Consider the following 19,206-nt stretch of genomic DNA (forward strand, 5'->3'; position numbering starts at 1 on the left):
AGCGTCACCGCCATCCTATACAACGCTTAGCAGCCATCCGAGCAAGCCACAGCCGAGGACGACCAACCACGGCGGGACCTTCCAGAACATCAGGGCGACCAGGGCCAGCAGCGCCAGGCCGAAGTCCTGAGGCTTGAATATTGCGCTGCTCCAGACCGGATTGTACAAGGCCGCCAGGAGCAACCCGACCACCCCCGCGTTAACCCCGGCAAGCGCCGACCGGGTGCGCACGCTGTGCCGCAGGCGCTCCCAGAATGGCAACACACCGATCACCAGCAGGAACGAAGGCACGAAAATAGCGATGAGGCACAGCGTCGCGCCAGCCCAACCCGAAGGCTGGACGCTCATGGAGGCCCCGAGAAAAGCCGAAAAGGTCAGGAGCGGGCCCGGAACCGCCTGCGCCAGGCCATAGCCGGCGAGAAACGTATCATTGGCGACCCAACCATTGGGTACCGTGGCCGCCTGCAGCAACGGCAGCACCACGTGCCCGCCGCCAAAGACCAAGGAACCGGCACGGTAGAAGGCGTTCACCATGGCAAGCCAGGGTGAAGGCCAGACCTCGATCGCCAACGGCAAGCCAACCAAGAGGGCGAAGAACAGCACCAGCGAAATCAGCCCGGCTTTGCGACTGACCGAGATCGGCAAAGACTCCGCCGCCCGACCTTGAGCCGGTTTGAACAGCAGCAAACCGATGACAGCGCTGCAGACGATCACTCCGATCTGCCCCCAGGCATTGGGCCACAGCAAGGCGGCGCAGGCAGCGAAGGCGGCAATGGTCACCCGAGGCACATCGGTGCAAAGATTGCGCGCCATGCCCCAGACCGCTTGAGCCACCACGGCCACCGCGACGATCTTGAGGCCGTGCAGCAGGCCACTGGGCAATGCACTTCCCCAGATGGACATCCCCTGGGCGAACAGAACCAGGACGATAGCTGACGGCAAGGTGAACCCGGCCCACGCAGCGACAGCCCCCCGAAGCCCGGCACGTGAAAGCCCCACGCCAATGCCGACCTGGCTACTGGCGGGCCCCGGAAGAAACTGGCACAAGGCGACCAGATCGACATAACTCTGCTCGCTGAGCCATTGGCGTCGAACCACGAACGCCTCGCGAAAATAACCCAGATGCGCAATCGGACCGCCGAAAGAGGTCAGCCCCAGGCGCAAGAACACCAGGAACACCGACCATGCGGAGTCAGGCTTGCCGCCCATGGCATTAGGTTCTACTGACAATCTACAGACTCCCAAGCTGGCCACTGTGATTCAGCGGTTATCCGCTGGCTGGCCTCTCAAGTCTCGCAGCAGTACAGAAGAAATATCCAGTGCCATCGACCACCCGCCTGGCAATCAAAGGTTTCAGTCTATGTGTGTAGGCGAGCCTTACTGTTTGACCTCAAGCATGTCGAACCCCTTGGGGCGGTGCCACTGATCCGAAATCCATCGGGGCCTGACACCCGACACGGAGCCTATTGCCGGAGCCCCTTACAAGGACCTGTCACGCCGGGCATCGACCCGCTGCAGGGTCATGCTCGGCGTCTCATCGAACAGCTTGCGGTATTCGCAGGAAAACCGCCCCAGATGGCTGAACCCCCAGCCCATCGCGATCACCGAGATATTGTGGGCCGAGCGATCTTCAAGGATTTCCTGGCGGACACCCATCAGGCGGTATTTCTTCAGGTAAGCCATGGGCGACATTTCGAAGTACTTCCTGAAGTCTTCGAACAACTTGAAACGCGACACCCCGGCGGCGGCCTCGATATCGTCAAGGTTCAGCACATCACGGGCATGGGCATGAATGAAGTCCTTGGCGCGAACCAGGTAGTGCGGCAGCTTGATGCCCAGACGTTCGCGCAGCTCGGTGGAGTAGTTGTGCGGCTGGGACAGGATCAGGCCCTTGAGCAAGGCGCTCTCCAGGTCACGATTGAACAGCAGCTGGCCGTACAGCTCACTGCGCTCCATTTCCTCGATAAAGTGCCTGACCGTGCGCCACCACGAGGCAACGGACCCGGTCACCGCATCCATTTCGGGCTCGAAACACAGCGGGGTGTCCAAGGGATGCTGCAACATGTCTTCCAGGGTCTTGCGCATGGCACTGCGGGTGATGACCACCTGCAGCTTGCGGCAGTCGCCGGTGATGCTCAATTGCTGGCTCTGGTTAGGCGAAACAATGACGCCATGATCACGATCAGAGCGTAACAGCACCCCGCCCCTGCTCAGTTCCTGCTCACCGCTCAAGGGCAGGCTCAGGCTGTAGCTGTTGAAGCTGTCGACGTCGGTGACGCCGACCGTGACATCGGTGCCGTACTCGATGATGCCCAGGGTGGTCGACATCGATTTGAGCACGTTGCCACTGTGGTGGAACTGGATGCTGTCGGGTTTGCTCGCATAGAGCAAATGGGGGCCGCAGATAGCCGACATCCATGAGTGCGCCCCGGCCAGATCGAAGCGATCGGCATGAATGTCTCGAAAATGATGTTCGGGTTTGCTACTCATCGGCGTTACTCAACAAGGCTTTTATCGGTACGCGCTCTGACGGCACGTTCGCGGGTATAGAAGCAATCCCCGCGCCAAGTCATCGTTACATAATAGGCGGGCGTCGGGTGTCATCCCGTGAGCAGACGACCTTGTTTCCGGCATTTAGTGGGCGATTACCGGCCACAAAATTTCCGGACTGTCTTCGCCAACTATGCGGATAGACCGCAAGGCTGGCGGCCACTTTAAATGCAGGTACCGATTCGCCCGATGAAACAGGTACCGACTCATGCATTATTCGAAAAGCGTCGCCCAATGGCAGACCTTCATCCAGGGTTGCCTGGACTTCCGTCCGGTGGAAGGCATCTACCGTATCGCCCGGGAAATGTTCACCGAGCCTGAACTGTTCGATCTCGAGATGGAACTGATCTTCGAGAAGAACTGGATCTACGCCTGTCACGAAAGCGAGATCGCCCACAAACACGACTTCATGACGATGCGTGCCGGTCGCCAGCCGTTGATCATCACCCGCGACGGCGAAGGTCGCCTCAACGCCCTGATCAACGCCTGCCAGCATCGCGGCACGACCCTGACCCGCGTCGGCAAGGGCAACCAGTCGACCTTCACCTGCCCTTTCCACGCCTGGTGCTACAAGAGCGATGGCCGCCTGGTCAAGGTCAAGGCGCCGGGTGAGTACCCCGAGGGTTTCGACAAGGCCACCCGCGGCCTGAAAAAGGCCCGTATCGAAAGCTACAAGGGTTTTGTCTTCGTCAGTCTTGATGTCGACGGCAACGACAGCCTGCAAGACTACCTGGGCGACGCCAAGGTGTTCTTCGACATGATGGTGGCGCAATCGGCCACTGGCGAGCTGGAAGTGCTGCCCGGCAAGTCGTCCTACACCTATGACGGCAACTGGAAGCTGCAGAACGAAAACGGCCTGGACGGTTATCACGTCAGTACCGTGCACTACAACTACGTCGCCACGGTGCAGCATCGCCAACAGGTCAACGCCGAAAAAGGCACCGCTTCGGGCGACACCCTGGACTACAGCAAACTGGGCGCCGGCGATGCCGAGACCGACGACGGCTGGTTCTCCTTCAACAACGGCCACAGCCTGCTGTTCAGCGATATGCCCAACCCGACGGTGCGCCCTGGTTACGCCACGATCATGCCGCGCCTGATCGAAGAGTATGGCCAGGACAAGGCCGAGTGGATGATGCATCGCCTGCGCAACCTGAACGTCTACCCGAGCATGTTTTTCCTCGACCAGATCAGCTCGCAGTTGCGGATCATTCGTCCCCTGGCCTGGAACAAGACCGAGATCCACAGCTTCTGCCTGGGAGTCAAAGGCGAGTCGGATGCCGATCGCGAAAACCGTATTCGCCAGTTCGAAGACTTCTTCAATGTCTCCGGCCTCGGCACCCCCGACGACCTGGTGGAATTCCGTGAAGCCCAGCGCGGCTTCCAGGCTCGCCTGGAGCGCTGGAGTGACATCTCCCGCGGCCACGACAAATGGGTCACCGGGCCGACCCGCAACAGTGAAACCCTCGGCATCGAACCGGCCCTGACCGGAACCGAATTCACCCACGAAGGGCTCTACGTCAACCAGCACGGCAACTGGCAGCGCTTCCTGCTCGAAGGCCTGGCGCGCAAGGCCGCCGAAGAACAACCCCTGCAACTGCGCGAGGTGTAAGCATGAATTCGCAACTGCAATACCGTGTGGAGCAATTTCTTTACCGCAAGGCCGAACTCTGCGATGCCCAGGACTGGGACGCCTACCTCGACCTGTTCAGCGAGGACAGCGAATTCCACCTGCCGCAATGGGACTCGGAGCACGTCTACACCACCGATCCGAAGAAAGGCATGTCGCTGATCTACTACGCCAACCGCGGTGGCCTGGAAGATCGGGTATTCCGCCTGCGCACCGGCAAGGCCGCCTCGACCATCCCGATGCCGCGTACCTTGCACATGATCAACAATGTGCGCATTGCGGCGCTGGAAAACGATGAGCTGGAGGTCAGGGTCAACTGGCAGACGCTGTACTACCGCATGGCCACTTCCGAGCAGTTCTACGGCCGCGCCACCTATCGCCTGCGGCCCGACGGCGAGAGCTGGAAGATCACCCGCAAGCATGTGCTGCTGCTCAACGACACGATCAATTCAGTGCTCGATTTCTACCACCTGTAAGCCACGGAGTACGCGCCATGACCCACAAAGTGGCTTTCAATTTTGCCGATGGCAAGACCTCGTTTTTTGAGGTCAAGGCCAACGAATTGCTGCTCGATGCGGCCCTGCGCAACGGTGTGAACATTCCCCTGGATTGTCGCGAAGGTGTCTGTGGCACCTGCCAGGGGCGCTGCGAATCCGGCCAGTACACACAGGACTATGTCGACGACGAAGTGTTCAGCGAAACCGACCTGGCGCAAGGCAGGATGCTTTCGTGCCAGACCCGCGTGCAGTCCGCGGCGTCCTTTTACTTCGACTTCGATTCAAGCCTGTGCAATGCCGGCGCCACCCAGCGCATACAGGCCGTTATCGCCAAGGTCGAGCAGGTTTCCGGCAGCACCGCAATCCTGCACGTCGACGCCAGTTCCAGCGAGCGGCTGCTGGATTTCCTGCCCGGCCAATACGCGCGCCTGAAGGTGCCCGGCACCGATGCCTGGCGCTCCTACTCGTTCGCCAACCGGCCCAACCCGGGCAATCAGCTGCAATTCCTTATTCGGTTGCTACCGGATGGCGTGATGAGCAACTTTATCCGCGAACGTTGTGAACCTGGGCAAGCGCTGGAGTTCGAGGCCCCGCTGGGCAGTTTCTATCTGCGCGAGGTCAACAAGCCGCTGGTGATGGTGGCGGGCGGCACGGGCCTTTCGGCGTTTCTCGGCATGCTCGACGAGATTGCCGACAGGGGCGGATGCCAACACCCCATCAAGCTGTTCTATGGCGTCAATCAGCACACTGATTTGTGCGAACTGAATCGCCTGGCGGACTATCAAACCCGCATCGAAGGTTTCGAGTATCACCTGGTGGTCAGCCAGCCGGCGGCGGAATGGCCAGGCAAGACCGGACGAATTCCCGAACACTTTGATCGCCAGGCCATGAACGCCAATCCATTCGACATTTACTTGTGTGGTCCGCCGCCGATGATAGAGGCGGTCAAAACGTGGTTGACCGAACAGGATGTCGACGGCTTTCATCTCTATTACGAGAAGTTTATCGACAGCAACTCGGGGACCTGACCAGCGACCGCGCTGCCGAGCCCGACCTGTTCAAGGTAGGCCTCCAGCATCGCCACCTCCCCGGCCGCGATAATCGCCCCAATGTAGCCATCCGGCCGCACCAGCAGCCAATCGCCGACCGCCGGATGGTAGGCGTCGTGAAAGTGGCCTCCCGAGTCGAACACGTCACCGTGCGGACCGAAAACATGGATATGCAGGCCCGGGCGTGGTTGCACCGAACCACGCTCGACCTGATAGCCCAACAGCGTCCAATGCCCGCCTCGGAACAGTTCGAACAGTCGGCTCGATTGACCGGCGGCCCCCCGGACCGGGGCATCCGGGGCACGGTCGCCGACGACCACGCCGCTGGCAGATATGGCCTTTCCCAGCGCAAGCGAGGACTCGGGATAACCGATATCGAGCTGGTGCACTTCCCGGCCACGGCGCATCTGGCCTCGGGTCTGGGCATCGAGCAGCCTGGTTGCCAACCCGAGCATCGCGGCCGCCACCGGCCGACGTTCTTCCTCATAGGTATCGAGCAAGATATCGGGCGCCCCCTGCGCCACCGCCGCCAGCTTCCAACCCAGATTGTAGGCATCCTGCACGCTGGTATTGAGGCCCTGGCCACCGGTCGGCGGATGGATATGCGCGGCATCCCCGACGAGGAACACCCGATCGACGCGGTAGTGATCGGCCAGCCGAGCGTTCATGTTGTACGCCGATGCCCAGGACACGGACCGGATCTGGATATCGTCGCGTCCTGTACGCTCCGCCACCATGGCTGCCAGCCCTTGGACGCCAAGGTCGACATCGACGTCGAGCGGAATTGGCCCCTGTATCTGGAACATTTCGGTCCCGGCGAGCGGGCAAAGAAAAAGCTGCCGCTGCATGTCGCCATCGTTGAAACAGTGCCAGACATCCCGCGCAAGCCCCGTCAGCAGCACATCGGCGACGATGGCGCGAACGCCCAGGGTCTTGCCCGGGAAGCCGATGCCAAGGGCATTGCGCACAAAACTGCGACCGCCATCGGCACCCACCAGCCAGCGCGCGCGCAGACTCTGTTCGCCCTTCGGGCCTGAAAGCTGCGCCGTCACGCCGTCCGCGTCCTGCTCGAAAGCGACCAGCTCACAACCGAATTCAGGCTGCCGCCCCAGCTCAAGCAGACGCTCGCGCATAACGCCCTCGGTGAGGAATTGCGGCACCATCAGCGGCAGTTGATAAGGCTCGCCCGGCGTCGTGTCATTAGGTTCCATAAGATCGGAATCGCTGTAACCGCCATCGTCGCGGTAATGCCGTTGCAGCGGGTATACCCCGCCCGCCGCGACGAGCCGGTCCAGAATGCCAAGATCCTCGAAGACTTCCTGGGTCCTGGGTTGAATGCCCTTGCCACGGGAACCGCCGAACGGGCCATCCATCTTCTCGATCAGGCGAAAGGAAATCCCCCTTCGCGCCAGGTCAATCGCCAACGTCAGACCCGCCGCCCCCGCACCACAGATCAGTACATCGACTTCACACTGCGCTTTCATCTCGACCTCGATATGTGTAATTTGCACATATCAGTGTTAGCTCGGAGGAAAAATAGTGTCAACAAAAAATGTGCAAAATACACATATCAACACTCGGATTCGTGAGCTTCATGGGGCATTGGTCGAGATTGTGGGCGTTATGAACCGCCCGCAGCGTGACGAAGCGATGGTTCGAGAAGCCGGTATCTCCCTCGAAGGTGCGCTGTTCCCGCTGCTGGTCCTGGTTGAACGGCTAGGCCCTATCGGCGTTGTCGAATTGGCTGATCGCGTGGGACGCGACTACACCACGGTCAGCCGGCAAGTGGCGAAACTGGAAGGCCTCGCCCTGGTCGACCGCCAGGCGAACGCGAACGACCGCCGCGTCCGTGAAACGGTCATCACCGAGAAAGGCAAGGTGATGACCGATCGGATCGATGAAGCACGTGAAAGGCTTGGGCAGGCCATTTTCGCAACCTGGGACGACCAGGATGTGGATGACCTGGTACGCCTGATGCGCCGGTTTGCCGATGAGCTCAAGGGGGATGGTTCGGCTGACTCGTGAGCGTCGACTGATCGCGTCTGCCCTTGCAGATCATGACCTCGGAGAATGCTCGAAGCTGATTGGAACAAGATCCTTCTTGCAGGCTGATGAACCGCTTATTAGACAGCAGCCTGCCGCCCCTGTCTGTCCCTTGAAACCCCGACAACGACTGAAAAGCCGCCCCGGACAACCCTTGCGCAGAAGGCTTCGACAGCCATAAAGGCCAATGGCCATAGTGGTTTGCCAGCGTTTTCCTCCACCTGAAAAGCCTACAGTTTGCGTCCCTATTTCCCAGTACAGACGTAGGATAAAACCTTGAGATTGAATGTCGGATATCATCGACTGATAACGGCGCCCCCAGCATGGAGCTACTTTTCGAACAATCACTATCAGGGAAGATAACAGCATGAAGCTGACGCACGACCTCACCCACGGCCACGATCCGTACCTTTACCTGCGCCTGGGCGAACTGGTTTCCAGCGCCGCCGAGGACGCCTTTGCCGAGCATATGCTGGCGTTCGTCAACAGCCTGGTGCCGATTCACGGACTGGACCTCAGCGAATGGACCCTGGATGCGGACCGAACCCGTATCGGCCCGAGCAAATGCCTCGGCAGCGCCGGCCAGCCCCACGACCTTTGCGCGCCGGACACGCTGCCCCATCCGCTGCTGCAAAGCGTCATGGAGATGGAGGCGCCATTGCTGATCCAGCTCAAGACACCGCCGAGCCCGCAACACCCACGGCGCAGCACTCACCAGTGCCATCTGGTGTCGGGCAGTGGCGATCTGCGCTGGGTCATCTGCGTCCATCGCCTGGCGAGTTTGCGGGCGTTCTCCGTGGCTGAGTTGACGCTGCTCAAGAGCCTCTCCGATACGTTGCTACCGCTGGTGGCGCACCGTGCACAGCTGCTGGCCCAACCCGGAACACGATGGACCGGCACCACGCAGGCCGACTCGGAGCTGGAGTCCCTGCATCAGGCCTTCAGCGGAAGGCTGGCGCAGGATGCGGTCAACCTTTCCGCGCGCGAGCAAGAGGTTTGCCTGGGCCTGCTGACCGGTATCACCGTATCGGAAATGGCCCAGCGCCTGAACGTCAAGAACAGCTCGGTGGAAACCTACCTCAAGCGCGCCACCACCAAGCTGGGGGTCAGTGGCCGGCATGGTTTGACGCGCTGGATGGCGTTTGTGCCCAGCCGGGCGAAGCATGTATCCGCGGTTGCAGAAGATATGCCTGCCGTACCGGAGGCCAAGGCCGGGACACGAAAGGATCACTATGGGTGAGCCTGGCATCCCTGCTCATCGCTCACATCAATCTCGAATGTCTGCCTCATGGCGTCGACGATAAAGTCGATAACCGCGCGAATCATCGGCGAATTACGCAGATCGGCGTGCACGACCAGCCATATGTCGCGATGGAAAGCCTCACCCTCGAACGGCAATCGTTGCAGGCCAGGCTCCTCCTCGCCCATGAAGAGCGGCAGGCCAGCCACACCGATCCCCGTGAGCGCCGCCACTTTCTGCGTACTGAGGTCGCTGACTTCACAGACGATCGGTCGATGAGCAGCGACCGTCAGCATCCATTTCTGATGGGGCATATCCGCATACTGTGGGTCATAGATAATGAAGCCCCAATCATCCGGTTGCCGTGCATGCGGGTAGTCACAGCTGGCGTACAGCCCGAAGGGCATCCGGCCCAATCTTCGCGTGACATTGCGCGGCTCGCTCGGGCGGAACAGCCGTACCGCAATGTCCGCCTCGCGCCGTCCCAGCGAGACGCTCTGTACCTGGCTGGCAATCGACAACTGGATGCCCGGGTACTGCTGACGAAATACCCCCAAGTGTCGGGCGAAGAAATTGCTGGCGAGCACAGGGGGAACACTCAGGGTCACCCTCCCCGTCATCGACGGCTGTTCGGCGCGCGTTACGCGCTCCACGGCGAAGGCACTCGCCTCCATCTGCGTGGCCAACTCGAACACCTGCCGGCCCAGGGCTGTGAGCCGGCAGGCGCGCGGCAGGCGGTCGACCAGACGCACTTGCAACTCGGTTTCCAACGCGCCCAGACGTCGACCAACCGTGGCGTGGTCGACTTTCAGTTGCCGTGCCGCTGCGGAAAGGCTCCCGGTCTGGGCCACGGCGATGAAATAACGCAGGTTTTCCCAGTCAAACATCGGTGCATTTTCTCCGGTTAACTGTGCAGGTTTATGGAGTATTCGAACAGAAGGACCGTCCGTACGCTAGAGGCTTTCCATGTGAAGGAACCTCCCATGCCCAGCCCGATCCGCTCGCGCCCCGGTTTAACCCAGGTGGCCACCTGCCTCGGATTTGTCGTCGTGCTGATCGATGTCAGCGTCGTCAATGTCGCGCTCGATGCGCTGCGCCTGGCGTTCGGCGCCAACGTCCTGGACCTGCAATGGGTGGTCAACGCCTACGGCCTGGTATTCGCCTCTTCACTGCTGCTGGCCGGGGCGCTGGGGGATCGCTTTGGCGCCAAGCGCGTGTTTATGGCGGGATTCGCCTTGTTCAGCCTTGCCTCTGTCGGTTGCGGCCTGTCGACTTCCCTGGCCGCCCTGATCGGTTGGCGAGTGGTGCAGGGATTGGGTGCCGCGCTGCTGGTGCCCACTTCGCTGTCATTGCTGCGCCAGGTTTTCGAGGACCCGGTTGCCCGCAGCCGGGCCATCGGCTGGTGGGGCGCCGGTGGTGGTATCGCCTTGGCCGCGGGACCGGTGCTCGGCGGCGTGCTGATAGAGAGCTGGGGATGGCGCAGCATTTTCCTGATCAACCTGCCCATCGGTCTGATCGGTCTCTGGCTGACCGCGCGTCATGCTCCCGCCTCTGTAGCGCAGCACGGACGCAGCCTTGATCTACCCGGACAAGTGACCGGTGTACTTGCGCTGGGAACGCTGACCCTGGCCCTGACCGAAGCCACCGAACTGGGTTGGTCCAGTCCGACTGTCCTGAGCGTGATGGGGTTGTGCATCGCCTTCAGCGGCGCCTTTCTCTGGCAGGAGGCGCGCAACCCCGATGCGATGCTGCCGCTGGAGTTGTTCCGGGATCGGACAGTCAGTAGCACGACCGCCATCGGCTTGATCATCAACCTGGTGTTCTACGGAATGGTCTTTACCTTCAGCCTGCTCTTCCAGTCGATCTGGCAATTGACTCCGCAACGCACCGGCCTGGCCTTCCTGCCGATGATGGCGGTGCTGATGTTGATGAATATCCTCGCAGGGCGACTCGCCGAGCGCCTGAGCGAGCGGGTCCTGGTGATGGCGGGACTGACGGTTTCTGCCTGCGGTTACGCCCTGATGCTGCCCGCACTGGCGGCGCAGTCCTACACGCTTCTGGTCGTGCCGATGCTCCTTGCCGGCAGTGGCATCGCCCTGGTGATTCCAACAATCACCCAGGCGGTACTGACGGCAGTTCCTGCAAACCGTGCGGGCGTCGCCTCCGGCCTGCTGAATGCGGCGCGACAAGTCGGGGGCGTGATGGGCGTAGCGCTCTTTGGCGGCCTGGTCCGGCACTCGCAGCCGGCGCTGTTTATGCTCGGTATGGAGCAGGCACTGATGGCCTGCGTGGCGCTACTGGCGGTGAGCATTGTTACGGGGTTCCTTGGCTTGAAAAAGAACCCCGCTCAACGCCTTGCCGGTAGTCGTGCCGGCGCCTGAAGACGTGAACTTCAGCCCTGGGCCTTCGCGGCCGCCAGGTAGGGTGCCAAACGCCGCCCCATTTCCTCACCGAGTGCCTGCAGCGCGCTCATGGGGCGGACCATGACTTCGAACTCGACGATCTTGCCGGTCTCGTCGAAACGAATCATGTCGATGCCCTTGAGCTGTCGCCCCGCCACCTCGGCGCTGAATTCCAACACCACGCTGAGGCCGTCAGCCGTAGCCAGCTCACGATGATAGGTGAAGTTTTCAAAGACCTTGATGACCGTACCGAGGATGGTCGAGACCACCAGTACTCCAGGGTATGGGGTATGCGCCATGGGAGAACGGAACACCACCTCCGCCGCCAACAGTTCGGGCAAGGCGGCCAGGTCGCCGTGGGCGACCATGTCATGCCAGTGTTGCAGCGACGCGGCGGCTTGCGGGTGAAGCTTGAGTTCGGACATCTTGCGTTCCTCGGTATCGTTATTGTTCTGGAGTGCATTCAACGTTCAGCGGACCACCGCGAGCCCTGAAGGTATCGAGGATTTGCGGAGGGACTTCGACCTTCATTGAACTGTGCGGTGCAGCCTTATACCCTAGCCGATTAGAGCTTATGTCAAGGATAGTCATGCGCGTTATTGTAATCGGCGGTTTGGGCAACTTCGGAGCGCGTATCTGCCAACGCCTCGCACAGGAGCCCGGTTTGACCGTGATCGCGGCCAGTCGCAGCACTGGCGGGAGCGTCCATGGATTCAGCTCCGGACAGACCGTAGCCACCCTCTCCCTTGATATCCACTCCAGCGACTTCGAAGCCCGCCTCGCCGAAGCGGCGCCGGGGTTGATCATCCACTGTGCCGGGCCATTTCAGGGCCAGGACTATGGCGTCGCGAAGGCGGCGTGTGCTGTCGGCGCACACTACCTCGACCTCGCGGACGGTCGGGACTTTGTCGAGCACTTCTCAGCCAATGTAGACGCGCAGGCAAAAGCCGCGGGTGTACTTGCCATTTCGGGAGCCAGCAGCGTGCCCGGGTTGTCGTCCGCAGTGGTCGATCACCTGGCCAAGTCCTTTACCCGCGTGGACAGCATCAGGACCGTTATCGCCCCCGGTCAACAGGCCGCACGCGGCATCGCCACCATCAAGGCGGTGTTTGGTTATGCCGGGTTGGCCTTTGCACGCTGGAATGGCGGCACATGGCGCAAACAATACGGTTGGCAGGATATCCGGCGCTTCAGTTTCGTGGGCTTGGGCCCACGCCTGGGAGCGGCGTGCGATGTGCCGGACCTGGCCCTGTTTCCTGCTCGATACCCGGGTGTGCGCGATGTCGAGTTCCATGCGGCGCTGGAACTGGGGATTCAGCATATCTGCCTCTGGTCGGCAGCCGCCTTGCGCCGGCTTGGCGTGCCATTGCCGATCGATCGATGGGCGGCTCGGCTGGACGCACTGTCCGCGCGGGTGCTTGATCCACTGGGCAGCGATAAGGGGGCCATGAAGGTTCAAGTGCGTGGGGTGCTTGAGGGTGGCAAACAAGGTTGTTTGACTTGGCAGTTAACCGCACCGGGCGGGAACGGGCCGGAGATTCCCTGCATGGCGGCGGTGCTGCTCGCCCGCAAGTTGGCGAAGAACGAACTTCGCCTGACGGGAGCGCTCCCGTGCATGGGGTTACTGGAGTTGGAGGAGTTCGAGGTTGAATTCCAACGCTGGAAATTCACGTCTGCCGTTGTCGAGGAAGCGCAATGAAGCAACGTCGAATCAGCCTGATCATGCCCTCCTCGGCCGCCGATGCTTTTGAAGCTTTTCACAACCATAGTGTGCGTCGGCAGTGGGATACGTTGCTGTCCCATGCGGCGGTCGAGGGTGGGGGCAATCACCCTTACATCGGTGCGATCACGATCAACCAAGGGCGTGGCTGGAAACGTCTGTTTGCGTTGCGTACGCGGTTCGTTAACTACCTGCCTGCTCAAGTGGCGGCAGCGGTAATTGTGGAACCGGCGGGATGCTTTGAGTGGTGGGCCGCTTCAATGCGCCATCGTGATATTGACGATGCAACCTCGGAGCTGATTTATACGTTTAGCGTCCGGCTGCGACCACGGTGGTTGGGGTGGATGCTGGATCCGCTGGTCAACCGGGTGTTCGAATGGGAAACCCGGCAACGGTTTGCGGCGATGGCGGCGTACCTGCGGGGTGTTACCAAGGAGCGTGGGGGGTGAAAACGACGGCGGTCGGATGCATGAAGGCTCACTTTCAACCCTTTACCCTGTCCTCTTGGGGGTCGCTTTTGTCTAAAGCATAGGCACTAAGCCGTGTATTTAAAGCCCGCACGAGCTGTGGTCCTCCGACGCCGCCCTGGTGAAGGGGGATATCCCAATTTTGCATATGTTTCTTATAGATAACGAGTCCGCATCGCCCCCAGTCAAATTTGCCGATTTGATCCCAAGAAACTGTCCAGCCCGAATAAAGGAACCCTCCACGACCGGATATTCCTTCGGCGTTAACTACAAGGATGGGGCCTGCATAAATAGGTGACCACTTCGCGTTGTGCAAAATAGAAAACAACGTCGCAACGGCCAAGAATGCCGACACCCATGGCCAGTGAAAAAATATGATCCAATTACTTGGGTAAAAGATAAAATAAATCGGCACTAACAGTATAACGATACTGAGCACAAGGCCTCGGTCTTGAAGGTAAAACTCAACGTCTTCATGAGGGTCGGCTACGCGATCTAGAAATTTCATTGGCTGCTGCCTGAGCAAAATTGGGGTATTCGCACTGAAATTGGCTGCCCGTTCATGGCCGACAACTGCCTGAGTGTACGCATTTGGCATCCATCCCGCCTCCCATGGGCCACCAACGGCCACCGTCATATTCTGCAGGCTCATTGTTTCCACCTGTAAGGATTGAACCATGGCCCCGGTCGCCGACATTTGAAATACGCGGCGTTGCTCGATAGAGTCGCGCCCCGATCCGGCCAAAGGTGCCGGATGCTTGTGGTGAAAAGGGGTTGCCGTTGAACGAACAGACATTGTCCATGCGCCTGGAGCGCGTGGCGGCGCAGGTGCCCGCAGGTGCGCGCCTGGCCGATATCGGCTCGGATCACGGCTACCTGCCGGTGGCGTTGATGCGCCGTGGCGTTATCGCGGCGGCGGTGGCCGGCGAAGTGGCCTTGACGCCGTTCCACGCGGCCGAACGCACCGTGCGCGAGAACGACCTGGAGCAGCGGATCAGCGTGCGCCTGGCCAATGGCCTGACGGCAATCGAGCCGGGAGACGGAATCACGGCGATCAGCATCTGCGGCATGGGCGGCGAAACCATCCGCGATATTCTCGAGAGCGGCAAGGCACAACTGAGCGGCCAGGAACGCCTGATCCTGCAGCCCAACGGCGGCGAGCAGCCACTGCGCCAATGGCTGATGGAGAATGACTACGGCATCCTCTGCGAGGAACTGCTGCGGGAAAACCGCTTCGACTACGAAATCATCGTCGCCGAGCGCGTCGGGCCGGTGATGTATAGCGCTGAGGAGCTGTACTTCGGCCCGTTGCAGATGCAGGCACGCAGCCCGGTGTTCCTGGCCAAGTGGCAGCGTGTGTTGCGCGAGAAGCAGAAGACTTTGACCAATTTCGACCGGGCGCGGCAGGCAGTGCCTGAGGAGAAGGTGCAGGACCTCGCCCAGCAGGCCCGGTGGATCACCGAGCTGCTGGCTTGAGAGACTTTAGCTCGCGCTATGACTGATGTGTCCTGAAGCTCAAAGGGAGAATGTCAGCTCTTTATTGAAGTAACTCACTGACACAATGTGACCGGCACCTTTAGCGTCAAAGGGTTCACACATGGCGCCAGTAGACACCAAGTCACCTGCACGCAACGTCACGCCCCGTTCGGCCGCATGCTGGTAGAGGGCAGCCAGTGAGCTCAGACCAGCCTGGCGCCGCCGTCGATATTCAAGGTGGCGCCGTTCATAAACCCGTTGCTCATCAGGAAAACAACGGCAGCGCCCGCCTCTGTTGCGGTGCCCAGACGATGCAACGGCAGCGACTGTTCCAGCGCTGCCACGAACGCATCACGCCCATCGCCCAGTGCTTTGCTGAAAATGGGGGTATTGATCGGACCGGGTGACAGCGTGTTGACCCGGATCGGCGCCAATTCCAGGGCGAGACCCCGAGCCAGTGCTTCCATCGCAGCTGACGCAGCCGCCAACACAGCGCTGCCATGGGCATTGGGTCGCTCCGACAACATCCCGGAAATAAAGGTGATGGAACCGTCTTTCGCCAGGCGTTCGCCCAGGGCTCGAATGGCATGCACCGACGCCCACATACGTTCCTCAAATGCCTGGCGCAGATGGTCAATCTCGGCATCCAGCACCTTGCCCACCACATACGTGCCGGCAAGGAGCACCAAGTGATCTACTTTCGGGATATCCGCCAGGGCAGCGTAGAGGGCTTGGCTATCGGTGACATCGGCTGCGCGCCAGGCATCCAGGCCGTTGTCGCGGGCGGCCTGCTCGGCACGGCTGGCATCGGAACCGATAACGATCACCTGGGCACCGTCGGCCTTGGCTTGAATGGCCGTGGCCAAACCGATGCCGGACGTCCCCCCGAAAATCACCACGGTACGGCCATGCAGATTGGCGGGCAAAGCTTGATTGAGAGCCGGTGTAGTCGTCATGGTCCATCTCCTTGAACGCCCGGATGGCGTTGATGGGAGAAAGGCTAAAGCCTTGGGTCGAGATTGATAATTAGGGCAAAAGTCGCTTTACTCATGCCATGAAGGAACAAATAGGGTTGGACCGCCTTACCGGTCTCATTGCCTTTGCCCGCGCCGCTTCCCTGGGCAGCTATACCGCCGCGGCCCGCGACTTGTCTGTCTCGCCGTCAGCCATCAGCAAAAGCGTGCAACGCCTTGAACAGCACTTCGCACTAAAGCTGTTCAGCCGGACCACCCGCTCGCTCACCCTGACCCCGGAAGGACGGGATTTGTACGAACGGGCATTGCGTATTTTGCGCGAGGTGGAAGAGATCGATCAGGCCGCCGTTGCTTCTCGGGCCGAGCCTTCCGGCATATTGAAGGTCACCGCGCCGCCGCCGATCGGCCTGAACATCCTGGCGCCTGCCATTCCCAGATTTCGCGAGCGTTACCCAAAGCTCGCTATCGACCTGCGCCTGGGCGACCCGTATGCGGACATCATCGAGCAAGGCATCGACGTCGCGGTACGCGTGGGCAACCTGGCGGACTCGCGGCTGATCTCGAAAGCCTTGGGGCCGCATCGGATAGCCGCTTTCGCTTCACCGGCCTACCTGGCCAGGCGTGGCACTCCGCTGGAACTGAGCGACCTGGCGCACCACGACTGCGTGAACTTTCGTTATCAAAGCTCCGGCCAGGCATTGCGCTGGCCGTTCAATGTGGATGGGAAAGTGATCGAGTGGATGCCGGACTCGGCCATCGTCATCGATGCGAGCGATGCCGTTGCGGCAGTGGTTGCAGCGGGTGGCGGAATCGGTATGTCACCAACTTATGTCGCGGCGCCCTACGTGGCTCGTGGGGAATTAACGCCGCTCTTTCCTGAGTTTACGGTGGACCGGGCTTCCATCACGGCGTTGTGGCCGGAAAGTCGACGAGGCAGCCCCAACGTCAAAGCGTTTGTGGGGCTGCTCGAGGAGCTTTTCTCGACCCCCACGGTCTGGGACGAGATCGTTCGAAACGCTTAGATGTCTGCTTCTGACCGATATGTGCTGCATGGTCCTCTACCTGACCCCAGGCATCAGGAAGACGTCTTGGTCAGTGCATGCATTGTCATTCGCCTGGTTCTCGGTTGAGCTCGTGCTTCGTATCATAAGCCTGACGGCAGCCCTCTATGCTGGGCCAATTCTCCCTGATCCATGAAGTAAAACCCTCAAGAGCAGGAAGCATGCTCGCCCCCATCTCCGTCAACTCATACTCGACGCGTGGAGGCACTTCTGGAAAGTAATGCCGCACCAAAAGCCCATCGCGCTCAAGGTTACGGACGGTTAGCGTCAGTGGCTGCCCGATAAGCTCAGGCACGACGTACGCCGATGAACAAATCCAATTCCGTAGGTGGTGCTTCATTAACGACCGCAGCAATTTCTCTCACTTGCTCGGATGTCAGTAACCATTCACCGTCAGGACTTTTATCAAACCCATCCCAGCCAAGAACGCCCATTATTGCCTGCTCAAAATCAGGTTGAACCGTCAGGGAGTACTTCAACGAGTCATCCTCGTTATCGCCTGCCAAAAAACCGCTAATCCACAAATGCATCACCGATAACTCAAAAGGCATCACAGGTCAGCTGAAAAACATAGCGTTGGTCGTAAAATTTTCTACCCGCCAATGCTTCAATGGCGTCCAGCTGTGAGGTACTAAGATCGTAGCCTTCATCTCCACGCTGAGGAGCGGACCATGCCATGACCGCTGATAATTGCTCCTCGCAGTCATCAGGAAGCTCAATTTCAAAGACTATCAACTCGGTTTCTTTATCGAATGCTTCAATTACGTATCTCAGTTCATCAACCAGTCTATCACTGCCTATCCCTGCTTCAGTGTGGGTTGTGCGTGGCACTTAATCTATCTCTCCAGCCACTACACCGATGAACAGATCAAGGTCGTCGGGCAACGATTCTTTGACAACAAAAGCAATCTGTTGGACTTGGTGGCTGGTTAGCGGCAAATCCCCATCACATTCATCCGCGAGGTTTTTCCAACCCAGCACTTCCATGACTGCCTGTTCAAACTCGGGGCACACATCCAACTCATATTTCAGCGAGCTGTCTACAGAGTTGTCCACCAAAAAGCCAGTGATGCACAGGTACATAAATTCTCCTACTTCTCTACTTTCCGGCTAGGTGATCACCGTATCTGCGACCACCCTACCGCTGGCCAGTATCGGCCGGCTCCATCAGGTCTGCCTGCCCCCCAGTCAAGCTCTAACCGTCACTCCTCAAGCCCAATGAACATCTTTAAGTGAGTTGGAAGCGATTGCCCAATGAGTTCGGATATTTGCTCCAGTTGTTCCCCAGACAGTAGCCATTCACCCTCCGCCATTACATTCAGGTTTTCATAACCGAGTAGCCGCATGACTTTCTCGTTAAATCTGATATCCAGATCAAGTTCGAACTTGAGCGAATCATCATCGGCGTTATCGGGCAAAAAGCCACTAATACACAGATACATAAATATTCCTACTTCTCGACTCTTCAACCAGGATTGGCTGGTTTTGTTTGCTCACCTGTCTCTGGGCTGTACCCCACCAAGATAATTACTCTGTCTGCCATACACTTCGACCGCCCCGTTTTAAAAAATCAGCTCCCCTAAGCCAGTACACCAATGAACATCTTTAAATCAGCTGGCAGTGACTGCCCGATAAGCTCAGCTATTTTCTCTAGCTGTTCCTTATCCAGCAACCATTCTGCTGCAGACATTTCATTTAGGTTTTTATGGCCGAGAAGCTGCACGACTTGTTCGTTAAAACAGCTGCCCAAATCAAGCTCAAATTTGAGCGAATCATCATAGGTGCTTTCAGGTAAAAACCCACTGACACATAGGTACATGACGACCTTTCTCCTACTTCGGTGTAGAGAGCCTAATCTCTCACCACTCCAATAAACAGGTCCAAATCGCTGGGTAGCGGCTCTTTGATAACAGAAGCAATCTGTAAAATCTGATGGTTGGTAAGCGGTAGCTCCCCATCACTTTCCTCCGCTAAGCTTTTCCAGCCCAACACATCCATGACTGCCTGTTCAAACTCAGGGGCGACATCGAGATCATATTTTAACGAATCATCTTCATGATCTTCCGATAAGAAACCAGTTATGTATAGATGCATAAA

At 59.4% G+C, this 19,206-nt stretch carries 24 protein-coding genes; 10 read left to right on the forward strand and 14 right to left on the reverse strand.

The window, feature by feature from the left end; genetic code table 11:
* Nucleotides 1-15 precede the first annotated feature (15 nt).
* Together chrA and M5C01_RS20855 are read right to left on the reverse strand one after the other, a co-directional pair.
* Nucleotides 16-1,209, reverse strand: a complete 1,194-nt coding sequence (gene chrA, locus M5C01_RS20850; protein ID WP_152740899.1) for a chromate efflux transporter — start codon at nt 1,207-1,209, stop codon at nt 16-18.
* Between the two features lie 270 nt (nt 1,210-1,479).
* Nucleotides 1,480-2,490: an AraC family transcriptional regulator gene (locus tag M5C01_RS20855; RefSeq protein ID WP_152740853.1), complete on the reverse strand. Its 1,011-nt coding sequence runs from the start codon at nt 2,488-2,490 to the stop codon at nt 1,480-1,482.
* A 268-nt stretch (nt 2,491-2,758) separates the two neighbouring features.
* Between M5C01_RS20855 and antA the strand changes: the two genes are divergently transcribed.
* From antA to antC, 3 genes are read left to right on the forward strand one after another with little or no spacing between them, the layout of a single operon-like run.
* Complete coding sequence (antA, locus tag M5C01_RS20860) at nt 2,759-4,162, forward strand: anthranilate 1,2-dioxygenase large subunit (RefSeq protein WP_152740852.1); 1,404 nt, start codon at nt 2,759-2,761, stop codon at nt 4,160-4,162.
* Nucleotides 4,163-4,164: 2 nt separating this feature from the next.
* Entirely contained in the window at nt 4,165-4,656 is a 492-nt protein-coding gene (gene antB / locus M5C01_RS20865; protein WP_152740851.1) for an anthranilate 1,2-dioxygenase small subunit, read from the forward strand.
* Between the two features lie 17 nt (nt 4,657-4,673).
* Nucleotides 4,674-5,705, forward strand: coding sequence for an anthranilate 1,2-dioxygenase electron transfer component AntC (gene antC / locus M5C01_RS20870; protein ID WP_152740850.1), 1,032 nt, complete (start codon nt 4,674-4,676; stop codon nt 5,703-5,705).
* Here antC and M5C01_RS20875 read toward each other — a convergent pair.
* On the reverse strand, nt 5,669-7,210 hold the full coding sequence (locus tag M5C01_RS20875) for an FAD-dependent oxidoreductase (protein ID WP_152740898.1): 1,542 nt from the start codon (nt 7,208-7,210) through the stop codon (nt 5,669-5,671). The two genes, antC and M5C01_RS20875, sit on opposite strands and share 37 nt — an antisense overlap.
* 139 nt (nt 7,211-7,349) lie before the next feature.
* Here M5C01_RS20875 and M5C01_RS20880 point away from each other — a divergent pair, with 139 nt between their 5' ends.
* Together M5C01_RS20880 and M5C01_RS20885 are read left to right on the forward strand one after the other, a co-directional pair.
* Entirely contained in the window at nt 7,350-7,751 is a 402-nt protein-coding gene (locus tag M5C01_RS20880; protein WP_218586104.1) for a MarR family transcriptional regulator, read from the forward strand.
* Between the two features lie 385 nt (nt 7,752-8,136).
* Nucleotides 8,137-9,009 (forward strand): helix-turn-helix transcriptional regulator, encoded by an 873-nt coding sequence (locus tag M5C01_RS20885; RefSeq protein WP_103494325.1) that lies wholly within the window; start codon nt 8,137-8,139, stop codon nt 9,007-9,009.
* Here M5C01_RS20885 and M5C01_RS20890 read toward each other — a convergent pair.
* Nucleotides 9,000-9,896: a LysR family transcriptional regulator gene (locus M5C01_RS20890; RefSeq protein WP_152740849.1), complete on the reverse strand. Its 897-nt coding sequence runs from the start codon at nt 9,894-9,896 to the stop codon at nt 9,000-9,002. The two genes, M5C01_RS20885 and M5C01_RS20890, sit on opposite strands and share 10 nt — an antisense overlap.
* A gap of 96 nt (nt 9,897-9,992) precedes the next feature.
* Here M5C01_RS20890 and M5C01_RS20895 point away from each other — a divergent pair, with 96 nt between their 5' ends.
* A complete protein-coding gene (locus tag M5C01_RS20895) occupies nt 9,993-11,390 on the forward strand; it encodes an MFS transporter (protein WP_152740848.1) in 1,398 nt (465 codons plus the stop codon).
* 11 nt (nt 11,391-11,401) lie between these two features.
* On the opposite strand, the gene M5C01_RS20900 is transcribed toward M5C01_RS20895, so the two are convergent.
* Entirely contained in the window at nt 11,402-11,836 is a 435-nt protein-coding gene (locus M5C01_RS20900; protein ID WP_152740847.1) for a nuclear transport factor 2 family protein, read from the reverse strand.
* Between the two features lie 164 nt (nt 11,837-12,000).
* Between M5C01_RS20900 and M5C01_RS20905 the strand changes: the two genes are divergently transcribed.
* A complete protein-coding gene (locus M5C01_RS20905; protein ID WP_152740846.1) occupies nt 12,001-13,110 on the forward strand; it encodes a saccharopine dehydrogenase NADP-binding domain-containing protein in 1,110 nt (369 codons plus the stop codon).
* Nucleotides 13,107-13,580 carry a hypothetical protein gene (locus M5C01_RS20910; RefSeq protein WP_152740845.1) on the forward strand — a complete coding sequence of 158 codons (474 nt, stop codon included), beginning with the start codon at nt 13,107-13,109 and terminating at the stop codon, nt 13,578-13,580. The genes M5C01_RS20905 and M5C01_RS20910 overlap by 4 nt, the downstream gene beginning before the upstream one ends.
* Before the next feature lie 34 nt (nt 13,581-13,614).
* Here the strand turns inward: M5C01_RS20910 and M5C01_RS20915 are convergent, their stop codons facing one another.
* Complete coding sequence (locus tag M5C01_RS20915; protein ID WP_152740844.1) at nt 13,615-14,394, reverse strand: hypothetical protein; 780 nt, start codon at nt 14,392-14,394, stop codon at nt 13,615-13,617.
* Here M5C01_RS20915 and M5C01_RS20920 point away from each other — a divergent pair.
* Complete coding sequence (locus M5C01_RS20920) at nt 14,379-15,074, forward strand: tRNA (adenine(22)-N(1))-methyltransferase TrmK (RefSeq protein ID WP_283094124.1); 696 nt, start codon at nt 14,379-14,381, stop codon at nt 15,072-15,074. The genes M5C01_RS20915 and M5C01_RS20920 overlap by 16 nt on opposite strands.
* A gap of 203 nt (nt 15,075-15,277) precedes the next feature.
* Here the strand turns inward: M5C01_RS20920 and M5C01_RS20925 are convergent, their stop codons facing one another.
* Nucleotides 15,278-16,030, reverse strand: coding sequence for an SDR family oxidoreductase (locus M5C01_RS20925; protein WP_152740843.1), 753 nt, complete (start codon nt 16,028-16,030; stop codon nt 15,278-15,280).
* Nucleotides 16,031-16,128: 98 nt separating this feature from the next.
* On the opposite strand from M5C01_RS20925, the gene M5C01_RS20930 reads away from it, so the two are divergent.
* A complete protein-coding gene (locus M5C01_RS20930; protein WP_152740842.1) occupies nt 16,129-17,070 on the forward strand; it encodes a LysR family transcriptional regulator in 942 nt (313 codons plus the stop codon).
* Between the two features lie 85 nt (nt 17,071-17,155).
* Here M5C01_RS20930 and M5C01_RS20935 read toward each other — a convergent pair whose 3' ends face one another.
* The 7 genes from M5C01_RS20935 to M5C01_RS20965 form a co-directional block, all read right to left on the reverse strand.
* The gene (locus M5C01_RS20935; protein WP_152740841.1) at nt 17,156-17,449 is read right to left on the reverse strand and encodes a helix-turn-helix domain-containing protein; all 294 of its coding nucleotides are present in this window, start codon (nt 17,447-17,449) and stop codon (nt 17,156-17,158) included.
* Nucleotides 17,397-17,660, reverse strand: a complete 264-nt coding sequence (locus tag M5C01_RS20940; protein WP_349292406.1) for a pyocin S6 family toxin immunity protein — start codon at nt 17,658-17,660, stop codon at nt 17,397-17,399. The genes M5C01_RS20935 and M5C01_RS20940 overlap by 53 nt, the downstream gene beginning before the upstream one ends.
* Nucleotides 17,650-17,940 carry a hypothetical protein gene (locus M5C01_RS20945; RefSeq protein WP_248764384.1) on the reverse strand — a complete coding sequence of 97 codons (291 nt, stop codon included), beginning with the start codon at nt 17,938-17,940 and terminating at the stop codon, nt 17,650-17,652. The genes M5C01_RS20940 and M5C01_RS20945 overlap by 11 nt, the downstream gene beginning before the upstream one ends.
* Complete coding sequence (locus tag M5C01_RS20950; protein WP_152740840.1) at nt 17,941-18,192, reverse strand: pyocin S6 family toxin immunity protein; 252 nt, start codon at nt 18,190-18,192, stop codon at nt 17,941-17,943.
* Between the two features lie 119 nt (nt 18,193-18,311).
* The gene (locus M5C01_RS20955; protein WP_152740839.1) at nt 18,312-18,551 is read right to left on the reverse strand and encodes a pyocin S6 family toxin immunity protein; all 240 of its coding nucleotides are present in this window, start codon (nt 18,549-18,551) and stop codon (nt 18,312-18,314) included.
* Nucleotides 18,552-18,688: 137 nt separating this feature from the next.
* A complete protein-coding gene (locus tag M5C01_RS20960; protein ID WP_152740838.1) occupies nt 18,689-18,928 on the reverse strand; it encodes a pyocin S6 family toxin immunity protein in 240 nt (79 codons plus the stop codon).
* Nucleotides 18,929-18,960: 32 nt separating this feature from the next.
* Nucleotides 18,961-19,203: a pyocin S6 family toxin immunity protein gene (locus M5C01_RS20965; RefSeq protein ID WP_152740837.1), complete on the reverse strand. Its 243-nt coding sequence runs from the start codon at nt 19,201-19,203 to the stop codon at nt 18,961-18,963.
* Nucleotides 19,204-19,206: the final 3 nt, after the last annotated feature.

The organism is Pseudomonas sp. MWU12-2319, from assembly GCF_023242525.1.
GTDB lineage: Bacteria > Pseudomonadota > Gammaproteobacteria > Pseudomonadales > Pseudomonadaceae > Aquipseudomonas > Aquipseudomonas gingeri_D.